This window comes from Ramlibacter cellulosilyticus (assembly GCF_014297465.1).
Lineage (GTDB): Bacteria > Pseudomonadota > Gammaproteobacteria > Burkholderiales > Burkholderiaceae_C > Ramlibacter > Ramlibacter cellulosilyticus.
This window is the reverse complement of sequence record NZ_JACORT010000012.1, coordinates 113,909-131,832: the sequence shown is the minus strand read 5'-3', so window position 1 is coordinate 131,832 and position 17,924 is coordinate 113,909. Positions and strand designations below refer to the sequence as shown.

The 17,924-nt window shown below is 71.5% G+C and carries 19 protein-coding genes; 8 read left to right on the top strand and 11 right to left on the bottom strand.

Annotation, left to right across the window (positions count from 1 at the left end; all coding sequences use genetic code 11):
- The first annotated feature begins 26 nt into the window (after positions 1 to 26).
- On the top strand, positions 27 to 1,136 hold the full coding sequence (locus tag H8N03_RS22795; RefSeq protein ID WP_187078528.1) for a S41 family peptidase: 1,110 nt from the start codon (positions 27 to 29) through the stop codon (positions 1,134 to 1,136).
- Here H8N03_RS22795 and H8N03_RS22790 read toward each other — a convergent pair.
- From H8N03_RS22790 to H8N03_RS22780, 3 genes are all read right to left on the bottom strand, one after another.
- On the bottom strand, positions 1,133 to 1,351 hold the full coding sequence (locus H8N03_RS22790) for a hypothetical protein (protein ID WP_187078527.1): 219 nt from the start codon (positions 1,349 to 1,351) through the stop codon (positions 1,133 to 1,135). The two genes, H8N03_RS22795 and H8N03_RS22790, sit on opposite strands and share 4 nt — an antisense overlap.
- Before the next feature lie 71 nt (positions 1,352 to 1,422).
- Complete coding sequence (ltnD, locus tag H8N03_RS22785; RefSeq protein WP_187078526.1) at positions 1,423 to 2,355, bottom strand: L-threonate dehydrogenase; 933 nt, start codon at positions 2,353 to 2,355, stop codon at positions 1,423 to 1,425.
- A gap of 37 nt (positions 2,356 to 2,392) precedes the next feature.
- Positions 2,393 to 3,301 (bottom strand): LysR family transcriptional regulator, encoded by a 909-nt coding sequence (locus H8N03_RS22780; RefSeq protein WP_187078525.1) that lies wholly within the window; start codon positions 3,299 to 3,301, stop codon positions 2,393 to 2,395.
- A 120-nt stretch (positions 3,302 to 3,421) separates the two neighbouring features.
- Here H8N03_RS22780 and gcl point away from each other — a divergent pair, with 120 nt between their 5' ends.
- From gcl to H8N03_RS22765, 3 genes are all read left to right on the top strand, one after another.
- Complete coding sequence (gene gcl, locus H8N03_RS22775; protein ID WP_187078524.1) at positions 3,422 to 5,218, top strand: glyoxylate carboligase; 1,797 nt, start codon at positions 3,422 to 3,424, stop codon at positions 5,216 to 5,218.
- Between the two features lie 103 nt (positions 5,219 to 5,321).
- Positions 5,322 to 6,089 (top strand): fumarylacetoacetate hydrolase family protein, encoded by a 768-nt coding sequence (locus H8N03_RS22770; protein WP_187078523.1) that lies wholly within the window; start codon positions 5,322 to 5,324, stop codon positions 6,087 to 6,089.
- Between the two features lie 10 nt (positions 6,090 to 6,099).
- A complete protein-coding gene (locus H8N03_RS22765) occupies positions 6,100 to 7,107 on the top strand; it encodes a 2-dehydropantoate 2-reductase (protein ID WP_187078522.1) in 1,008 nt (335 codons plus the stop codon).
- Positions 7,108 to 7,157: 50 nt separating this feature from the next.
- On the opposite strand, the gene H8N03_RS22760 is transcribed toward H8N03_RS22765, so the two are convergent.
- From H8N03_RS22760 to H8N03_RS22740, 5 genes are all read right to left on the bottom strand, one after another.
- A complete protein-coding gene (locus tag H8N03_RS22760; protein ID WP_187078521.1) occupies positions 7,158 to 7,331 on the bottom strand; it encodes a hypothetical protein in 174 nt (57 codons plus the stop codon).
- 71 nt (positions 7,332 to 7,402) lie between these two features.
- Positions 7,403 to 8,650 carry a sensor histidine kinase gene (locus H8N03_RS22755; RefSeq protein ID WP_255428351.1) on the bottom strand — a complete coding sequence of 416 codons (1,248 nt, stop codon included), beginning with the start codon at positions 8,648 to 8,650 and terminating at the stop codon, positions 7,403 to 7,405.
- Between the two features lie 28 nt (positions 8,651 to 8,678).
- Complete coding sequence (locus H8N03_RS22750; protein ID WP_187078519.1) at positions 8,679 to 9,359, bottom strand: response regulator transcription factor; 681 nt, start codon at positions 9,357 to 9,359, stop codon at positions 8,679 to 8,681.
- Positions 9,341 to 9,631: a hypothetical protein gene (locus H8N03_RS22745; RefSeq protein ID WP_222623111.1), complete on the bottom strand. Its 291-nt coding sequence runs from the start codon at positions 9,629 to 9,631 to the stop codon at positions 9,341 to 9,343. Before H8N03_RS22745 ends, H8N03_RS22750 begins: the two co-directional genes overlap by 19 nt.
- Positions 9,612 to 10,079, bottom strand: coding sequence for a Spy/CpxP family protein refolding chaperone (locus tag H8N03_RS22740; RefSeq protein ID WP_187078517.1), 468 nt, complete (start codon positions 10,077 to 10,079; stop codon positions 9,612 to 9,614). The genes H8N03_RS22745 and H8N03_RS22740 overlap by 20 nt, the downstream gene beginning before the upstream one ends.
- Before the next feature lie 141 nt (positions 10,080 to 10,220).
- Between H8N03_RS22740 and H8N03_RS22735 the strand changes: the two genes are divergently transcribed.
- Positions 10,221 to 10,982, top strand: coding sequence for a YecA/YgfB family protein (locus H8N03_RS22735; RefSeq protein WP_255428350.1), 762 nt, complete (start codon positions 10,221 to 10,223; stop codon positions 10,980 to 10,982).
- A gap of 16 nt (positions 10,983 to 10,998) precedes the next feature.
- Here the strand turns inward: H8N03_RS22735 and H8N03_RS22730 are convergent, their stop codons facing one another.
- Complete coding sequence (locus tag H8N03_RS22730) at positions 10,999 to 11,352, bottom strand: DUF1428 domain-containing protein (protein WP_187078516.1); 354 nt, start codon at positions 11,350 to 11,352, stop codon at positions 10,999 to 11,001.
- Between the two features lie 170 nt (positions 11,353 to 11,522).
- Between H8N03_RS22730 and H8N03_RS22725 the strand changes: the two genes are divergently transcribed.
- A complete protein-coding gene (locus tag H8N03_RS22725) occupies positions 11,523 to 12,122 on the top strand; it encodes a TetR/AcrR family transcriptional regulator (protein WP_187078515.1) in 600 nt (199 codons plus the stop codon).
- Positions 12,119 to 13,507, top strand: a complete 1,389-nt coding sequence (locus H8N03_RS22720; protein ID WP_187078514.1) for an MATE family efflux transporter — start codon at positions 12,119 to 12,121, stop codon at positions 13,505 to 13,507. Before H8N03_RS22725 ends, H8N03_RS22720 begins: the two co-directional genes overlap by 4 nt.
- Before the next feature lie 9 nt (positions 13,508 to 13,516).
- Here the strand turns inward: H8N03_RS22720 and H8N03_RS26065 are convergent, their stop codons facing one another.
- Positions 13,517 to 17,104, bottom strand: coding sequence for a patatin-like phospholipase domain-containing protein (locus tag H8N03_RS26065; protein WP_222623110.1), 3,588 nt, complete (start codon positions 17,102 to 17,104; stop codon positions 13,517 to 13,519).
- A 212-nt stretch (positions 17,105 to 17,316) separates the two neighbouring features.
- On the opposite strand from H8N03_RS26065, the gene H8N03_RS22710 reads away from it, so the two are divergent.
- Positions 17,317 to 17,586 carry a hypothetical protein gene (locus tag H8N03_RS22710; protein ID WP_187078513.1) on the top strand — a complete coding sequence of 90 codons (270 nt, stop codon included), beginning with the start codon at positions 17,317 to 17,319 and terminating at the stop codon, positions 17,584 to 17,586.
- On the opposite strand, the gene H8N03_RS22705 is transcribed toward H8N03_RS22710, so the two are convergent.
- Entirely contained in the window at positions 17,587 to 17,916 is a 330-nt protein-coding gene (locus H8N03_RS22705; RefSeq protein ID WP_187078512.1) for an AzlD domain-containing protein, read from the bottom strand. It abuts the gene before it with no gap.
- Positions 17,917 to 17,924: the final 8 nt, after the last annotated feature.

Sequence of the window (17,924 nt, the reverse complement as noted above, 5' to 3'; positions counted from 1 at the left end):
ACTGCGTTTCCCCTCCCTGCACTTCCATGAGACACGTGCTCCCCAGCCTTCGGTCGCCGCTGCTGGCGGGCGTGCTGCTGGCCGCGACGGTGGCATGGGGCGAGGCGCCGGGGCGGGAAGAAGCCGCCATCGCGCAACTGCAGGCCGCGTACGCGGAAGCCGTGGGTCCCGGGGTCCAGGGAGACCTCTACGGCACGCTGCTCGCGAGCGTGCTGCGCCGCGTGTACCACAGCCACGTCACGAGCGTCGACCTCGACGCACTGGCGGCCGTGGCAGGGCGCACCATCGCCGCGGAGCCCCGTGGCACGCTCGAAGCACGCGCGCTGTTCCTCAAGGCGATCAACACCGCGCTCGGCACGCTGGATCCGTACTCGCGCTTCCTCGACGGCAGCGCGCCCGCGAACGACGTTCCGCTCGCTTCCGACCCCGTGGTGCGGCGCGAGCCGCTCACATGGAAGATGGAAGGCGACGTGCTCGTCCTGCGCCTCCCGGTCTTCACCGCCGCTTCGGCTGCCGCGTTGCGCCAGGCCGTCGCGGAGGCCTCTTCCCGCCAGGCGCCGGCGGCGGTCGTTCTCGACCTGCGCGGCAATCCCGGCGGGCCGCTGCCCGAAGCCGTGGCGGTGGCCGACGCCTTCCTCGCGGAAGGAGAGATCGTGACGCTGAAGGGACGCACGCCCCAGGCGCAGCACACCTGGCACGCGGATCCCGAGGAACTGCTGCCCGGCGTGGCCATGGCCGTCCTCCTGGACGCGCATTCCGCGTCGGCTTCCGAGCTGGTGGCGGCGGCACTGCAGGACCACCACCGCGCGGTCGTCCTGGGGCAGCGCAGCTTCGGCAAGGGCAGCGTGCAGGGCACGTTCAGCCTCGGACGCGATGTCCGGGGCGCGCTGAGGCTGACGTCGTGGTTCTACTACCGCCCGGCCGGGACGGCCGTGCAACAGGCCGGCGTCACGCCGGACGTGGAAATCGCGGCGACGCAGGCAACGGACGCGCAGGCAACTGCCGCGCCACAGGCACCGGTCGACCCGATGCGCTGCGCCGCGGTGTACCCGTCACGGGATGCTGGACTCGCGTGCGCGGTGGCCTACCTGCACGCCGGGGGTGTCGAGCGCTTCCTCGCGCAGCTGGCCCGTTAGGCCGGCTCGGCGAGGCTGCCCATCGCGAACACCGACACCGGGATGCGCCCGGCCAGTTCTTCCGCGGTCTGCGTGAGCCAGGCCCTGCGCTTCTGCGCCTCGAGGGCGGCCTGGCGTTCCTGGGCGAGTTCCTTGGGCGTGAGCTCCGCCTCGTCCTCGATCATGATCTGCACTTCGTTCTCGGCCGTCGTGGCGGCCTCTACCTTTTTCGACATCGCGCGCATTGTCTCCGTTCCGCGTGTAAAGCGGAATCAGAAGGTGGCGATGTCCCGACACAGCGGTTCCCTCAGTCCGCAGGGCTTGACAAATCGGCGCCGCGTCCGGCCTGCGGGAGCTCGATGCCGGGAAAGATCTTGATCACCGCCGCGTCGTCCTCGCGGCCGTGGCCGGCGCTGGACGCCTGCATGAACATCTGGTGGGCGGTGGACGCCAGCGGCAGCGGGAATTTCGTGGCCCGCGCCGTGTCCAGCACCAGCCCGAGGTCCTTGACGAAGATGTCCACGGCGGACAAGGGCGTGTAGTCACCGGCGAGGACGTGCGCCATGCGGTTCTCGAACATCCAGCTGTTGCCGGCGCTGTGGGTGATCACCTCGTAGAGCGACGCCGCGTCCACGCCTTCGCGCAGCCCCAGCGCCATCGCTTCCGCCGCCGCGGCGATGTGCACGCCGGCGAGCAGCTGGTTGATGATCTTCACCTTGCTGCCGTTGCCCGCGCGGTCCCCGAGGCGGTAGACCTTGGCGGCCATGGCGGCCAGCGCGCCGCCGGCCTTGTCGTAGGCCTCGGGGCGGCCCGCGGTCATCATGGTCATCTGGCCGGAGGCCGCCCTGGCGGCGCCGCCGGAGATCGGCGCGTCGAGATACAGCAACCCGCGTTCGGCGAGGCGGCCTTCCAGCGCGATCGACCAGTTCGGGTCCACGGTGGAACACATGACGAAGAGGCTGCCGGGCCGCATGGCGGCGGCGGCGCCTGCGTCGCCGAACAGCACCTCCTCCGTCTGCGCCGCGTTGACCACGACGCTGACCACGATCTCGCAGCGCTGCGCCATCTCCGCCGGGCTGGCGCAGGCCACGCCCCCTTCGGCGACGAACGACTGCACCGCCTCCGCCCGCACGTCGAACACGTGCACGGGGTAACCCGCGCGGCGCAACGACCCGGCCATGCCGCGCCCCATGGCGCCCAGGCCGATCACGCCGATCGCGGGATGAGTGTCTTGCGGCATCGTCAGGTCCTCCGGTTGCGGGCGATTCTGCCCCGACTCACTCCATGTCCGCCCACCACGCGGGCCCGAAACGCCCTTCCAGCCACGCGACGAAGCGCGTCACCTTCGCGGGCACCAGCTGCGGCGAAGGGTACACGGCGTGGATCTCCTGCGCGGGCAGCGTCCAGCCTTCCAGCAGCGGCACCACCGCGCCGGCCTGCAGGGACTTGTTCGCGACGTAGCGCGGCAGGATGGCGACGCCCATGCCCTTGCGCGCGGCGGCCAGCAGCGTGGAGAGGTTGTTCGACCGCAGGCAGCCTCTCACCGGCACGAGCGCGTCCTCGCCCTGCGGCCCCGCGAACTGCCAGCGGGCATCGCCCTGCACCGTCGTGTAGACGAGCGCCTCGTGCGCGGCCAGTTCGTCCGGCTCCGTGGGCGTGCCGTGGCGCTGCAGGTACTGGGGCGACGCGACCACCACCCAGGGACTGGTGCCGAGGAAGCGCGCGCCCAGCGTGGAGTCCGCCAGGCGCCCCATGCGGATGGCGACGTCGATGCCCTGCTCCACCAGGTTGACGTAGCGGTCTTCCACCGTGAGCTCCACCTGCAGCTTCGGGTTCGCTTCCATGAAGCGCATCACCAGCGGCGCCAGCACGCGGCGGCCGAAGGCGACGGAGGTGCTGATGCGCAAGGACCCTTGCACCTGCTGCTGCAGCAGCGTGGCGACGCTGTCGGCCTCGTCCACGTGGTGCACGATCAGCTTGCACTTCTCGTAGTAGAGCGCGCCGACTTCCGTGGGCGTGACACCGTGCGTGGACCGGTGCAGCAGCCTCGCCCCGAGCTGCCGCTCCATCTGCGCGACCTGCTTGGTCGCCGAGGGCTGGCCGATGCCCAGGTCCGCGGCGGCCTTGCTGAAGGAGCCGAGGTCCACGACGCGGACGAAGAGGCGCAGCGCTTGCAGGCGGTCCATGGTGCTCCCGTGCGCCGCCCATTCCACCGCGGAATAAGCCAAATGCGCAGGCGGAGTCTTCCACGAAGCCGGCCGCTTCTCAATGATGGGACCAGTTTCGATCACCATAGGAGAGAGCAGATGGCCAGGATGAAAGCGTGCATGGCGGCGGTGCTGGTGCTGGAGAAGGAAGGCGTGACGCAGGCCTTCGGCGTTCCCGGCGCGGCGATCAATCCCTTCTACGCGGCGCTGCGCGAGCGCGGGTCGGTGGCCCACGTGCTGGCCCGCCACGTCGAGGCGGCATCGCACATGGCGGAGGGCTACACGCGGGCCCGCGCGGGCAACATCGGCGTGTGCATCGGCACCTCCGGGCCGGCGGGCACGGACATGATCACCGGGCTGTACTCCGCCGGCGCGGACAGCATCCCCATCCTGTGCATCACGGGCCAGGCGCCCCGCGCCCGCATGCACAAGGAGGACTTCCAGGCGGTGGACATCGAGTCGATCGCGAAGCCGGTGACGAAGTGGGCCGTGACCGTGCGCGAGCCCGCGCAGGTGCCGCGCGCCTTCCAGCAGGCCTTCCACCTGATGCGCTCCGGCCGCCCGGGCCCGGTGCTGGTCGACCTGCCGCTGGACGTGCAGCTGGCCGAGATCGAATTCGACATCGACACCTACGAGCCGCTGCCGGTCTACAAGCCGGCCGCCACGCGCAAGCAGGTGGAGAAGGCGCTGGACATGCTGGCCGCGGCAGAGAAGCCGCTGGTCGTGGCCGGCGGCGGCATCATCAACGCCGACGCCAGCGAGCTGCTGGTGGAATTCGCCGAGCTCACCGGCGTGCCGGTGATCCCCACGCTCATGGGCTGGGGCAGCATCCCCGACGACCACCCGCTCATGGCCGGCATGTGCGGGTTGCAGACCAGCCACCGCTACGGCAACGCGACGATGCTCGCGAGCGACTTCGTGCTGGGCATCGGCAACCGGTGGGCGAACCGGCACACCGGCTCCGTGGACGTGTACACGAAAGGCCGCACCTTCGTGCACGTGGACATCGAGCCCACGCAGATCGGCCGCGTGTTCATGCCGGACTTCGGCATCGTGAGCGATGCGAAGGCCGCGCTGGAACTGTTCGTGCAGGTTGCGCGCGAGCGCCGCGCCGCGGGCCGCCTGCGCGACTACGGGGAGTGGGCGAACCGCTGCGCCGAGCGCAAGCGCCTCATGCTGCGCAAGTCGCACTTCGACGACGTGCCGATCAAGCCGATGCGCGTCTACGAGGAGATGAACGCAGCCTTCCCGCGCGACACCACCTACGTCACCACCATCGGGCTGTCGCAGATCGCGGGTGCCCAGTTCCTGCACGTGTACGGGCCGCGCCGCTGGATCAACTGCGGCCAGGCCGGGCCGCTCGGCTGGACGATCCCCGCCGCGCTCGGCGTCGTCGCGGCGGACCCCACGCGCACGGTCGTCGGCCTCTCGGGCGACTACGACTTCCAGTTCCTGATCGAGGAGCTCGCGGTCGGCGCGCAGTTCCGCCTGCCCTACGTGCACGTGCTGGTGAACAACAGCTACCTCGGGCTGATCCGGCAGGCGCAGCGCGGCTTCTCCATGGACTACTGCGTGCAGCTCGCCTTCGAGAACGAGAACATGCCGGAGGAAGACGGAGAGGTGCGCGGATACGGCGTCGACCACCCGACGGTGGTCCGCGGTCTGGGCTGCAAGGCGCTGCGGGTCACCGATCCCGACCGCATCCGCCCCGCGCTGGTGGAAGCGCAGGCGCTCGCGCGCAAGCACCGCGTGCCGGTGGTCGTGGAAGTGATCCTGGAGAAGGTGACCAACATCGCGATGGGCACCGAGATCGACAACGTCATGGAGTTCGAGGCCGTCGACTGCCGCCACCCCGAGGGCCGCGCCGGCCTGGAGCTGGCGGGCCTGCTCGGCTGAAGGACCATCACGCCGGGCTTATGGGAACGATCAAATCATTTCACTTCCGTTGATCGTTCCCCCCGCCTAGATTCGCTGCAGTGCAACAAAACAGGAGATCGCGATGCAGCACCACTGGGTACGTTTCCGGCACCAGGGCCTCGAGTGCTTCGGCACGCTCGAAGGCGACCGGGTCCGCGTCTGGCACGGCAACATGTTCGAGTACCCGCAGCGAGGCGACCGCACCCTCGCCGTGGAGGACGTGCGCCTGCTCATGCCGGTGCGCCCGAGCAAGGTCATCGCGCTCTGGAACAACTTCAAGGCGCTCGGCGACAAGCTGCAGCTGTCCGCGCCCGCGGAACCGCTGTACCTGCTGAAGACGCCCAACTCCTACCTGGACCCGGCCGGCACCATCCGCCACCCGGGCGGCGGGGCGAAGGTGGTGTTCGAAGGCGAGCTGGGCGTGGTGATCGGGCGCACGGCCAAGCAGGTGCGCGAGCAGGACGCGATGGAGCACGTCCTCGGCTTCACCTGCGCCAACGACGTGACGGTGGCCGACATCCTGCACCGCGATGCCTCCTTCCCGCAGTGGGTGCGGGCCAAGGGCTTCGACACCTTCTGCCCCATCGGCCCCGCCGTCGCCACCGGCCTCGACCCCGCCAAGCTGCGCGTGCGCACGCTGCTGAACGGCGAGGTGCGGCAGGACTACCCGGTCAGCGACATGCGCTTCTCCGTGGCGCAGCTCGTGAGCCTGATCTCGCAGGACATGACGCTGCTGCCGGGCGACGTGATCCTGTGCGGCACCTCCATCGGCGTGGGTTCCATGAAGCCGGGCAGCACGGTGGAAGTGGAGATCCCCGGCGTGGGCCGCCTGAGCAACCATTTCGCCTAGGGAGACCTCCATGAAGATCGCCATCATCGGCGCCGGCGCCATCGGCGGCTACGTCGGCGCGAAGCTCGCGCTCGCGGGCGAGGACGTCACCTTCCTCGTGCGCGGCGAGAACCTGCGCGCGATCCGCGAGCACGGCGTGTGCCTGCAGTACGCCGACGGCAGCGAGCAGGTCGCGCGCAACGTCCGCGCGACGGACGACTACGGCGAGGCCGGGCCGCAGGACCTCGTGATCCTCGCGACCAAGGCGCACCAGGTCGCCGCCGTCGCGGAGCAGCTGCCGCGCCTGTTCCATGCGGACACGGCCGTCGTGACGATGCAGAACGGCATCCCCTTCTGGTACTTCCACAAGACGGGCGGGGTGCTGGAAGGCAGCCCCGTGCGCAGCGTGGACAGCGACGGCGAACTCGCGCGCCGCATCCCGCCGGAACGGGTGATCGGCTGCGTGGTCTACCCGGCGTCCGAGCTGGTCGCGCCCGGCGTGGTGCGCCACGTCGAGGGGGACCGCTTTCCCCTCGGCGAACTGGATGGCAGCGAGAGCGAACGCGTGCAGCGCATCGCCGCCGCGTTCACGCGCGCCGGGTTCAAGGCGCCGGTGCTCACGGACATCCGCGCCGAGATCTGGCTGAAGCTGTGGGGCAACCTGAGCTTCAACCCGATCAGCGGCCTCACGCACGCGACGCTGCTGGACATCTGCCAGGACCCGCTCGGGCGCGGCCTCGCCGCGGACATGATGCGCGAGGCGCAGGCGGTGGCCGGCAAGCTGGGCATCACCTTCCGCGTGCCGCTGGACAAGCGCATCGCCGGCGCGGAGAAGGTGGGCCGCCACAAGACCTCGATGCTGCAGGACATCGAGGCGGGGCGGGCGCCGGAGATCGACGCACTGGTGGGCTCGGTCGCGGAACTCGCGCGCCTCACCGACACGCCGACACCGCACATCGACGCGGTCTATGCGCTGGTGAAGCTGCTGGCGAAGAACATGGAGGCGAGCGGGGGTCGCGTGCGCCTGCAAGCGGCCTGACTGTATGTCTCCCTCTCCCCCTGGGAGAGGGGGAGGGAGTGCGTCTCGCGTCAGTGGCGAACGCGGGCTGCCGGGGGCGCCTCGCACGCTCTCGGGTCGCGGAAGCATTTCTTCAGGAACGCGACTTTCGCTTCCGGATCCGCGCCGTCGGGCGGCGCGGTCCGCACCTGGAAGATCACGAAGCCAAGGGAGCAGGCCGCGAGAACGAGCGCCAGGTATTTCATCGTGGTCTCCCGGCCGGGGCACCGGCCGCAAGCGCATTGTGCAAGCCGAACCTGAAGGCCAGCCAAAGACTTCAGGGCGCCGGGAAGCGCACGAGCACCTCCAGCCCGGGGTGCGCGTTGCGCACCGTGAACGCGGCCCCGTGCGCCTGCGCGACGAGGCGCGACAGGTACAGCCCCAGCCCCACACCGCCGGTGCCGCGCTCGCGCGATGCGTCCGGCCGGTAGAACGGCTCCGCCAGCTGGGACAGCACTCCTTCGTCCACCCCCGGGCCGAAATCGCGCACGCCCAGCACCACGCTGCCATCCGCCTCGCGCGCGACCCGCACCGTAGGCGCCTGCGCCGCGGCGCCGTGCCGCAGGGCGTTGTCGACCAGGTTGCGCACCAGCAGCCGCACGCGGGCGCGGTCGAGCTCCAGGCGCGGCACGTCGGGTGCGATCTCGAGGGTCACGCCGTCGTTCGCCACCTCGCGGACCAGCTCGCCGAGATCCGCAGGTTCGCGCTGCAGCGCCGCGTGTCCCTGCCCCAGCCGCTCGCTCTCCAGCAGCTCGGTGACGAGGTCCGCCATTTCCTGCAGTTCGCGCAGCAAGGCCTCGCGACGCACCGAGGCTTCGCCCCCTTCCGGCAGCAATTCCACGTGCAGCCGCGCGCGCGTGAGCGGGCTGCGCAGCTCGTGGCTGATGGCCAGCAGCAGCGCGCGCTTGGCTTCCAGCATCTGGTGGATGCTGCGGGCCATGGTGTTCACGTCTTCCGCGAGTTCGCCGAGTTCGTCGTTGCGGCGCACGGGGATCGCCTGCGTGAACTCGCCGCGCCCGAAGCGCTGCGCGCCCGCGCGGATGTCGTCCAGCGGGCGCAGCAGGCGGCGGACGAACTTGTACGCGACCCACGTCAGCAGCAGCAGCGTGGCCAGCGTGCTCCAGGCCCAGATGCGCGGCCGCTCGCGCCAGGGCTGGACGTTCAGGCCGAAGGCGATGCGGTGGCCGTCGGCGCTGGTGCGCACGAGCAGGCCGTCGTCGCGGGCCCAGCGGTCATGCGCGCGCCCGTCCTCTGTGGTCGTCGGATGGCTTTCCCACTGCACCTGCGGTCCTTCGATGCGCACGGTGATCGGCAGGCGCCCGGTGAGCGCACGCGCCCGGTCCACCGAAGGCGGCGAGCCGAGATCCGCCGCGAGCCGGTCCACGTAGTCGCTGACCAGCGGCCGCGCCGCGTCGCGCCAGCCGATGCCCAGCGCCTTCTGCATGCCGAACATGAAGGCGCCGCCGAGCGCGAAGGCGAGCAGCAGGAACAAGGCGACCAGGCGCGCCTTGAGCGAGTGGCGCATGTGGCGCCGGGCACGCTGGTGCCAGGGCCTAGCCATGCGCCTGCGGCCGCAGCGCCAGCGCGTAGCCCGCGTTGCGCAGTGTCTTGATCGCCGCCAGCGGCTCGAGCTTGCGGCGCAGGCGGCTCACCACGATGTCGACGGCGCGCGTGTACAGCTCCGCCTCGTGGCCGCGCAGCTGGTTGAGGATGTCGTCGCGGCCGAACACGCGGCCCGGCTCGCGCGCGAGCACCAGCAGCAGCTCGAACTCCGTGCCCGTGAGCTCCACGGCCTCGCCCTGGCGCTCCACGCTGCGCGTCACCGGGTCGATGACGAGCCCGTCGAAGCGCAGCCTGGCGTCGGCGGGCACCGCGCGGCGGCGGCGCAGCACGGTCGTGATGCGCGCCACCAGCTCGCGCGGCTCGAAGGGCTTGGGCAGGTAGTCGTCCGCGCCCAGCTCCAGCCCCACGACGCGGTCCATCACCTCGCCGCGCGCCGTGAGCATGAGCACGGGCACGTCGCCCTCCGCGCGGATCGCGCGGCAGACCGCGAAGCCGTCCTGCTCCGGCAGCATCACGTCGAGGATCACCGCGTCGAAACCGCCTTCGCGCAGCCGCGCCAGGCCTTCGCTCGGGCGCGTGGCCTGGTGCAGCTCGAGCCCGAAGCGGGCGAAGTAGGCGGCCAGCGGTTCGCCGAGCTGCGCGTCGTCGTCGATCAGCAGGATGCGCGGCATGCGGCATTGTCGGCCATGCCCAGCAGCCCTTCGCGAAGGGCCCGCTGGGCCAGGGGTGGCAGCGCATCGAAGCGGTCGCCGAAAGTGCGGACCGCCTCCAGCCACGGACCCTCCACCCGCGGCAGCCGCGCGAGCAGCGCGAAGGCATGGTCGCGGTCGAAGCGCGGGCCCCAGACCAGCGCCTGCAGTTCGGCGCGGGGGTCGTCCACGGTCTCGGCGACGGCCCGCACCCAGGCGGGGGCCGCCGCGCGCTCAGCCACGGCGCCACCCATGGCGGCGCTCCAGGAAGTCACGCACCTTCGCCTGCTGCGCGGGCGAGAGGCTGTCGTAGAAATCGCCGAACGCCGCGATGACTTCCGGGCTCTTCGTGTTCACCGCTTCGACCTTGCCGGCCAGCAGCCCCTGGGCTTTCGCGCGGTCGAACTTCTCGCCGGCGACGAGCGAGCGCACTTCGGCACGCGGGTCCGTCGCGCCGCGCAAGGCCGTGGCCTGCTCGTGCAGCTTGCCGGCCAGGGTTTGCAGCCGCTGCTTCTGGTCCGCGTTCAGCTCGAGGCGGCTCGTCACGCGGTCGACGGCGCGCTGGCGGAATTCCGCCTTCTCCTCCGCGCTCATCGAGGAAAAGCGCTCGTGCGCGTAGCGGTGCCCGCAGGCGGTGAGGCCGCCGAGGGCGACGGTGGCGCCGAACACGCCAAGCAGGGTTCTCTTGATCCAGGGTCGCATCGCAGGGCTCCAGTGGGATGGGGACGCCATCGTGCCGGCGCGGCCCCGCGGGCGCATCTCGCCGCGGTCGCGGTTCATGTCGTTTTGTTTCGGGGGCCGGGCGCATAATGCCCGCCCTGCCCCGATCCCCTGGAACCCGCCTTGACGTCCGCTGCGAGCACCCCCCGCCCCCTCACCTCCGAAGACTTCGACGCGCTCGACGACGAGCTCGACCTGCTGCGCGAGCGCGACGAGGAGATCCCGCAGTGGGAGTTCTGCGAAGGCTTCCTGGCCGCGCTGCTGTGCATGCGCCGCGAGGTGCCCGCCGAGGAGTACTGGCCCGTGCTGCTGGGCGACGACTTCCGGCCGATGGAGCACATGGAGTTCGTGTGGCGCTGGCGGCGACGCTGGCAGGAGATGGCCGCCGCCCTCGACCAGCCGGTGGAAGTGCTGGAGGACGAGCGCACCTACCACCCGGAAGCGCTCGACACGCGCGGCGCCATCCTCTCGCTGCCGCCCGAGGAACGCGTCGAAGGCGACCTCGAGAACCTGCCGGCCTACGCGCAGGTGTGGGCGCTGGGCTTCATGTACGCGGTGGAAAGCTGGCCCGGCGACTGGGAAGCGCCGCGCGACGACGAAGCGGCGGAGATGTTCGACAACGCGCTGCAGGACATCGTCGCGCTCACCGAAGGCGATACCGGGGAGCCCGCCGTTTCCATGTACAGCGAGGACGGCCCGCCCAGCGTGAGCAACGACCGCCTCGATGCCGTGGGCTCGGCGATCTGGGCGGTGTACGAGCTGCGCCAGATCGCGCGCAGCCTCGGCCCGCGCATCGATCCGGTGCGCAAGGCCCCGGAGCCGGGACGCAACGACCCGTGCCCCTGCGGCAGCGGCAAGAAGTACAAGAAGTGCCACGGGGCGTGAGCCCCGCCCTGGGTTCCTAAGCCTCGACGATCACCTCGAAGCCGCCGAAGATCATCCGCTGGCCGTCGAAGGGCATGTTGTTCATGAATTCCCGCATGCGCGGGTGGTCCATGGACTTCTTCATGCCCTCGTCGCGCACCGCGCGCGAAGGCCAGGTGATCCACGCGAACACGACCGTCTCTTCCGGCTTGCGCTGCACGGCCATGGGGAAGGACGTCACCTTGCCCTCGGGCACGTCGTCGCCCCAGCACTCGACGACCTGCAGCGCGCCCAGTTCCCGGAACACCTCCGCGCCAACCTGGGCCATCGCCCGGTACTTGTCCTTGTTCGCCGTCGGCACGGCAAGCACGAATCCATCCACGTAGCTCATGCGCAATCTCCTGTGATGGGGGCGGCGAATGCCGCCCCCACGAGGATGACGATCGGGCGGCGCGGATTTCGACATGACGTTGTAACGGCGCGTTGCCGGGCGGCCTTGGCCCCGCTCATATGATGGTCATCATATTTCCGGCTATGCTGCGGCCCAGCCTGGAGGAAGCCATGGATCCCGCACCCAGCCGCAAGCAGCTCACCCACGACCGCATCCTCGACGCCGCCGCGCGCGCATTGCGCGAGACCGGCTTCCACGGCGTCGGCGTGGCGGACATCATGAAGCGGGCCGGGCTCACCCACGGCGGCTTCTATGCGCACTTTCCTTCGCGGGACGCCCTCATCGTGGAGGCGCTGCAGCGCGCCGGCGAGGACAGCCAGGGGCGGCTGCAGCGGTCCATGGCCGCCGGCGAAGCCCGGGCCGGCAGCCGGTTCCGCGCGCTCGTGGAGAGCTATCTCTCCGAGACCCACCTCAAGGCGGCGGACCGCGGCTGCCCCGTCGCCGCGCTGCTGTCGGACGTGCCGCGGCAGTCCGACGCGGTGCGCGCGGCAGCGGGCGACCGCATCGCCTCGCTCATCGCGAGGGTCGCCGCCGCGCTCGGGCCCGACGCGCCGCCGGACGCCGCCGCGATCGTGGCTTCGCAGATGGTCGGTGCGCTGCAGATCGCTCGCGCCCTCGGCGACAACGCGCTGGGCCGCCGGCACCTGGCCAGCAATCGCCGCTTCCTCCTGGAACGGTTCGACGCTGGCGCGGCCAGGGAAGCGCGATGAGCGCCGCCGCCCTCCCCGCCAACGCCGCCACGCAGCGCATGCTGCGCGGCCCCGTGCTGCCCACCCTGCTGCGCCTCGCCACGCCCAACGTGCTGGGCCTCTTCGCGAACACGGTCGTCATTGGCTTCGACGGCTACATCGTCGGCCGGCTCGGCGCCGACACGCTGGCGGGCGTGGCCGTGGTCCTGCCGCTTGCCATGCTGATGCTGCAGATGTCCGCCGGCGGGCTCGGCGGCAGCACCACGGCGGTCGTGGCGCGCGCCCTCGGCGCAGGCGACGCGCCGCAAGCCACGCGACTCGCCCAGCACGCCCTGCTGCTCGGGCTGGTGGCCTCGCTGCTGTTCACGCTCGTGGCCGCCAGCCCCGCGCTGTACGCGGCGATGGGCGCACGCGACGCGGTGCTCGCGCAGGCCAGCCGCTATGCGGCGGTCCTGTTTTCGGGTGCGGCGGCGATCTGGTGCGTGAACGTGCTGGCCGGCGTCGCGCGCGGCACCGGCGACATGGCGGCGGCGGCCCTGGCACTGGTCGCGACCACCGTCATGCACCTGCTGCTCTGCCCCGTGCTCGTCTTCGGTGCGGGCGCGTGGCCGGGCCTGGGCGTTGCCGGTGCGGCAACGAGCACCGTGACCTGCAATGCGTTGTCCGCGCTGGGGCTGCTCGCGTGGCTGTCGCGGCGCGGACGCCAGGTGCGCATCGTCGGCACGCGCTGGGAGCTGCGCCGCGACAGCTTCCGCACGATCCTGAAGCTCGCCCTGCCTTCGGCGCTGAGCCCGGTCCTGAGCAACAGTTCGATCGCGCTGGCGACCGCGTACGTGGGCACCTTCGGCAGCCTGGCCGTCGCGGCCTATGGCATCGCGGCGCGCCTCGAATACATCCTCGTGCCCATCGCCTTCGGCATCGGCGGCGCGCTGACCGCGATGGTGGCGACCAACCTCGGCGCGCAGCAGGCCGTGCGGGCCAAGCGCGTCGCGTGGACGGGCGCCAGCCTCGTGTGGGCGGTCACCGGCCTCATCGGCCTTGCCGCGGCGATGTGGCCGCAGGCGTGGATGGCCCTGTTCTCCGCGGACGCGGCGGTGCGCGAAGCGGGCAGCACGTACCTGCGCATCGTCGGCGGCTCCTACGGCTTCTTCGGCCTGGGCCTGGCGCTGTTCTTCGCCTCGCAGGGCGCCGGCCGGCTCGCATGGCCGCTGACCGCGAGCACCGCACGCCTGCTGGTGATGGCCGCCGGGGGCTGGCTGGCCATCCGGCTCGCGCCCGGCTCGCCCGGCGTGCTCTACGCCGTGGTGGCGCTCAGCCTCGTGGTGATGGGGACCACGCTCGCGACCGCGACGCACTTCGCGCAGTGGGGCGGTGCGCGGGGCACCGGCGGCACCTCGCCGCGCTGACGCGTCGGCTCACCGTCCCACCACCGGCGGCAGCCACACCTCCAGCAGGTCCTGCGTGGCCTTGAGGCGCAGCGGCAGCTCGCGGATCACCCAGTTGCTCGTCGCGTAAGCCGTCGACGCCGCCTTGCCGCTGGCCACGATCTCGCTGGCGCAGGCCTGCAGCTCCGGCTGGTGCTGGATCACCGTCGGCGCGCCGACCGGCAGCGGCGGCTGGCGCTGGGCCTGGCGCGCGGACTGCGTGACGTCTTCGACCCCGGGCACCTTCGCCCCGAGCTCCGTCCACCGGGCCCGCAGCGTGCGCGCCACTTCGCGCTGGTCGGGGCCGTAGATCTGGATGTAGATGGTCTTGCCCTTGCACGCGTCGCTGGCGGCCTGCGCGGCGGCCGGGGCAGAGGCCACCGGCATCGACCCCGCGGCCTCGGCCGCGGTCCGCACGCCGCGGTCGTCGCCGCTCCCGCGCTGCTGCACGATGGGCCCCGCGGGCGGCGCGGTCACCGTCGTGGGCGCGGGCGCGCTCGCCACGACTTGCGGTGCCGCCGAAGCGGGTGCGGCCGGGGCGAGTGCCTTGTCGGCGGCCGTCTGCGCCTTCTCGCGCTCGCGGATCGCCTCCAGCTGCTCCTGCGGCCGGCAGTTCAGCGCATCGTGCTCGTAGTCGCGGATCCAGTACTGCGCGATGCAGCGGGCGCGCGGCTGCTGCTTCAGGCACGCCGCGGCGTCGAGCGTGTCCAGGCAGATGCCGGCGATCTGCGGATCCGCTTCGCAGGACGCCCGCGCCTCCCGCAGCATCGCCTGCAGGTACGGGTTCGCCTGGTAGCCTTTCGCGCTCGGCTTGTCGCACACGCGGTCGGCGAGGCCGGCCAGGGCGACGACGAGGTTCACCGTGGGCTTGCCGCGCTCGCCCGCCTTCGCCGCCAGCAGCTCCGCATAGAGCTTGGAGAGCTCCTTCGTCTCCGCCGGGTCGCGCTTCTCCGCCGCTTCGCGCTCCTTCGCCTCGCTGTTGATCGCCTGGTAGGCCGTGACGCCCAGGCTCGCGATGGCGCCGATGCTGATCGACGTGGTGACCGCGCCGGTGGCGACGATGCGCGCCGGGAGCCGCTTCACCGGCGCCGCCGCCGCCGACGCCGCAGCGGCCGCGGCCGGGCCCGCCGGGTGCTTGCCGTCGGCGTGCGTCAGGGCCCCGTCGTCGATCTCGAAACAGCGGGCCGCCACGTCGCCGACCGACTGCAGCAAGGCGGGCGTGATGCCCTCGCCGAGGATGGTGCCCAGGCGGAAGTAGCTTTCCCACTGCGATTCGTCGAAGAACTGGTCGGCCGTGGGCTCCTGCGGAAACGCGGGGTTGTCCGCCTTGAAGTTCACCAGGTCCACGGGCAGGCCCGCACGCATGCTCGGTTTCACCACCACCAGGTAGCCGGGATTCTTCCCCGCGCCGTAATCGATGTGCGCGAGCGCGAGGGACGCGCTCGACTCCGCCGAAGCGATGTCGCTCAGGGAGCCGAACGACTCCCAGCCGCGCTCCAGGGGCGGCTTCGGCTTCAGGAAGCTGATGTCGGCCTGCAGGTCGATGCGGGCCTTGCGCACCAGGTTCTCGATGTCGCCGAACGCGTAGCGCGGGTCGGCCCCGCAGTCCGCCAGCACGATCAGCTCGCAGCGTTCGCGCAGCAGCGCGTAGGCGGCCGTGTTCTCGAAATGGCCGCCGTCGCTCAGGAACCAGGGGCGGATGCCGGCGATGTCGAAGCGTCCGAGCAACTCGTTGACCAGCAGGCCGTACTTGCCGAAGGCGCTCCACTTGTCCCGGCCCTCCTGGCGTTCCCACCAGTAGCCGAGGCGCAGGCCCGCCATCATCGCCAGCGCGGAGATGCCGGGACGCGTCGCGCCGCCCAGGCCCGGCGAGACCGCGGCGCCGGAGATCGCCATCCAGGAGCCCAGCGTGAGGGCGTTCTCGCCGCCCAGGGACTCCCAGCCGCCGGCGCCGATGCGCAGGTGCTGCGCGCCCACCGTCACCGGCAGCCCCTTGCGGTCCTGGTTGAACAGTCCGCCGCGCGGGTCGCGGGTCTGGTTCGCGCAGGCGTTGATCAGGTGCACCGGCCCGCCGCTCGCATGCGGGGCGTAGTCGGCGAGCGGCATGTCGTCGTCCGCCTGGAAGGTGTTCACGCTCACGGGCCTCGCGCTGCGGACTTCGGGCACGACGCCCAGCGGGTCGACGCCGCCGCCCAGCCGCTGCGGGTTCGTGGCCCCCAGGTAGCCGCGCACCAGCCGCGCCTTGTAGAAGGCGTACAGCGACGACTTGTTCAGGAACGCGGCGTTGCTCGCCGAGACGAAGAACATGAGCAGCGCCGGCACGAGCACGGCGGACCACGCGAGCCAGGCCAGGCGGAAGGCCGGCTCCGCGGCCGTCGTCTGCTCCGCGAGCGAGAAGAGCCGCTGCGTGACCTGGCCATGCACCACGCTGATCCAGAAGATCACGAGGCCGGCGAGCACCATCAGCCCCGCGACGTTGAGCAGCGCGCCGATCGCATGCCGCACGAGCGGCGGGAAGTTGCGCGGCAACTCCGCCACCTTCGGCAGCACCGCGCGCAGGACCACGCCCGCGACGGCGATGCCCACCGCCACCCGGCCCTGCAGGCCGCCGCCACCCAGCGCGAGCTGCCACGCGTAGTAGTCGAGCGCACCCGCGACGAAGATGCCCACGGCGATCCGCAGCAGGAGGCCGAGCGTCGCGGTGAGGCGGTTGCGCACCCTGCCGTGCGCGCCCACCGCCAGCAGCAGCACGAGCGCGATCGCGGCACCGAAGATGAACATCACGTCCAGCGCCACCACCGTAAGCAGCACGGGCAGCGGCAACTGGAGCTCTTCGCGCAGCCACGGCCAGGCGGTGGCGATCACGTACAGGCCCGCCGCCGCGAGCGCCACGGCGAACCAGCGCCAGCCCGGGATCGTGCGTTCGGCGTCGGCAGGGAAGTTCCAGTAGACGGCGGCGGCGATCGCGCTGAACGCGGCGACCACGGGCAGGAGGAGCCACACGGTCGGCCATCCGGTGAGCCACAGGAGCGCCTGCGCCTCGACCGCCGACCTGCCCGCCGTGTCGCGGCTCCAGCCGTCCACGGCCTGCCACGCGCCGAGGTCGATGCCCACCAGCGCGAGACCGAGCAGGATGCACAGCAAGGCCAGCTCGATGTGCACCGCCACGAAGTTGCGGCCGAAGGTCGCGGCCGCGAAGAAGGCGTCCTTCGTGCCGTGCGGAACGAGGTAGCGGCCGTTGGCGCGCAGCCACCACGCGAACCAGCGGCGGTCGGCGTCGCCGAGCGCCGCTTCGACGGCTTCGGCCTTGGTCTCGCCCGACGCCGGCTGCGCCTGGTGGAACAGGCGCCCGATCATGGCGCCGACGTAGCCCCCGCCGGAGACGGTGGACAGCAGGTCGAAGCGGTGGAACACCTGGTTGCGCGCGAGGCTGCGCACGAGCCCCAGGCAGAAGGTGGCGCTGCGGATGCCGCCGCCCGACAGGGCAAGCCCCCAGAGGGGTTGCTGCAAGCCGGCCTGCTGCGCCGGCGAGAGTTCGCCGCGGCGCGCGGCGGCCAGCTGCTCGATGGAGCTCGTCATCGTCGTCCCTCCCCGGGCGGCAGGCTTGCGCCGCCGCTGGGGCTCACTTGTAGGGAACAGCGGCGGCCCGCGCAAGCCCCGGGCGGGGTGGCAAATGGTTACCTTGAGGCAGCGGCGCCTCCGCAACAGACGGCGCCAAAACGCCCTCCGCGGCTGGGCGCCTGCGCTGCCGTTCGCTACAGTGGCACCACCTGCCGCTTCGAGAACGACCCATGGACTTCTTCAATTCGCTGACGCTCGACATGAAGATGCTCGTCGTGGGCATCGTGGGCGCCGCACTGCTGGCAGTCTTCTCGGGCAACCGCGCCGCGGAGAAGCGCTACCTGCTCGTGCTGGCCGTGCTCGCGGCGGCGGGCGTCTATCGCTTCCACAAGACGACGGGCGAAGAGCAGCGCGCCGCGATGGCGGCGAAGCCGGCCCCGACCAACGTGGTCAAGGCCGCGCCCAAGCACGTGCCGCTCGTGTCGACGTCGGCGAAGTAGCTACCAGCCCAGCCCGAAACGCAGTCCCAGCATCACCCCCGTCCCGACGACGATGGTGCCGAACAGGTCCTGCTTGCGCGTGTAGAACGTGAGGCCTGCCACGGCGCCGAAGATGCGCGCGTCCTTCCAGGTGGAAATCAGGTGCCCTTGCGTCATGACGATCTCGGGCGCGACCACGGCCACCAGCGCAGCCACCGGCGCATAGCGCAGCCCTTCGCGCAGCCACCGCGGCATGGGCAGGTCCTGCTCCGGCAGCAGGAAGAAGGCGCGGCACAGGAGGGTGACGGCCGCCATGCCGAGGATGGTGAGGAAGATCTCGAGCGTGCTCACGATGCGGC

Bases quoted from the DNA above. Each gene is read 5' to 3' on its own strand.
- H8N03_RS22730 (WP_187078516.1), bottom strand. From the start codon at position 11,352: ATGAGCTACGTGGATGGATTCGTGCTTGCCGTGCCGACGGCGAACAAG.
- H8N03_RS22750 (WP_187078519.1), bottom strand. From the start codon at position 9,359: ATGCCGCGCATCCTGCTGATCGACGACGACGCGCAGCTCGGCGAACCG.
- H8N03_RS22765 (WP_187078522.1), top strand. From the start codon at position 6,100: ATGAAGATCGCCATCATCGGCGCCGGCGCCATCGGCGGCTACGTCGGC.
- ltnD (WP_187078526.1), bottom strand. From the start codon at position 2,355: ATGCCGCAAGACACTCATCCCGCGATCGGCGTGATCGGCCTGGGCGCC.
- H8N03_RS22725 (WP_187078515.1), top strand. From the start codon at position 11,523: ATGGATCCCGCACCCAGCCGCAAGCAGCTCACCCACGACCGCATCCTC.
- H8N03_RS22755 (WP_255428351.1), bottom strand. From the start codon at position 8,650: ATGCGCCACTCGCTCAAGGCGCGCCTGGTCGCCTTGTTCCTGCTGCTC.
- H8N03_RS26065 (WP_222623110.1), bottom strand. From the start codon at position 17,104: ATGACGAGCTCCATCGAGCAGCTGGCCGCCGCGCGCCGCGGCGAACTC.
- H8N03_RS22770 (WP_187078523.1), top strand. From the start codon at position 5,322: ATGCAGCACCACTGGGTACGTTTCCGGCACCAGGGCCTCGAGTGCTTC.
- H8N03_RS22790 (WP_187078527.1), bottom strand. From the start codon at position 1,351: ATGTCGAAAAAGGTAGAGGCCGCCACGACGGCCGAGAACGAAGTGCAG.
- H8N03_RS22720 (WP_187078514.1), top strand. From the start codon at position 12,119: ATGAGCGCCGCCGCCCTCCCCGCCAACGCCGCCACGCAGCGCATGCTG.
- H8N03_RS22780 (WP_187078525.1), bottom strand. From the start codon at position 3,301: ATGGACCGCCTGCAAGCGCTGCGCCTCTTCGTCCGCGTCGTGGACCTC.
- H8N03_RS22740 (WP_187078517.1), bottom strand. From the start codon at position 10,079: ATGCGACCCTGGATCAAGAGAACCCTGCTTGGCGTGTTCGGCGCCACC.
- H8N03_RS22710 (WP_187078513.1), top strand. From the start codon at position 17,317: ATGGACTTCTTCAATTCGCTGACGCTCGACATGAAGATGCTCGTCGTG.
- H8N03_RS22795 (WP_187078528.1), top strand. From the start codon at position 27: ATGAGACACGTGCTCCCCAGCCTTCGGTCGCCGCTGCTGGCGGGCGTG.
- H8N03_RS22760 (WP_187078521.1), bottom strand. From the start codon at position 7,331: ATGAAATACCTGGCGCTCGTTCTCGCGGCCTGCTCCCTTGGCTTCGTG.
- H8N03_RS22745 (WP_222623111.1), bottom strand. From the start codon at position 9,631: ATGGGTGGCGCCGTGGCTGAGCGCGCGGCGGCCCCCGCCTGGGTGCGG.
- gcl (WP_187078524.1), top strand. From the start codon at position 3,422: ATGGCCAGGATGAAAGCGTGCATGGCGGCGGTGCTGGTGCTGGAGAAG.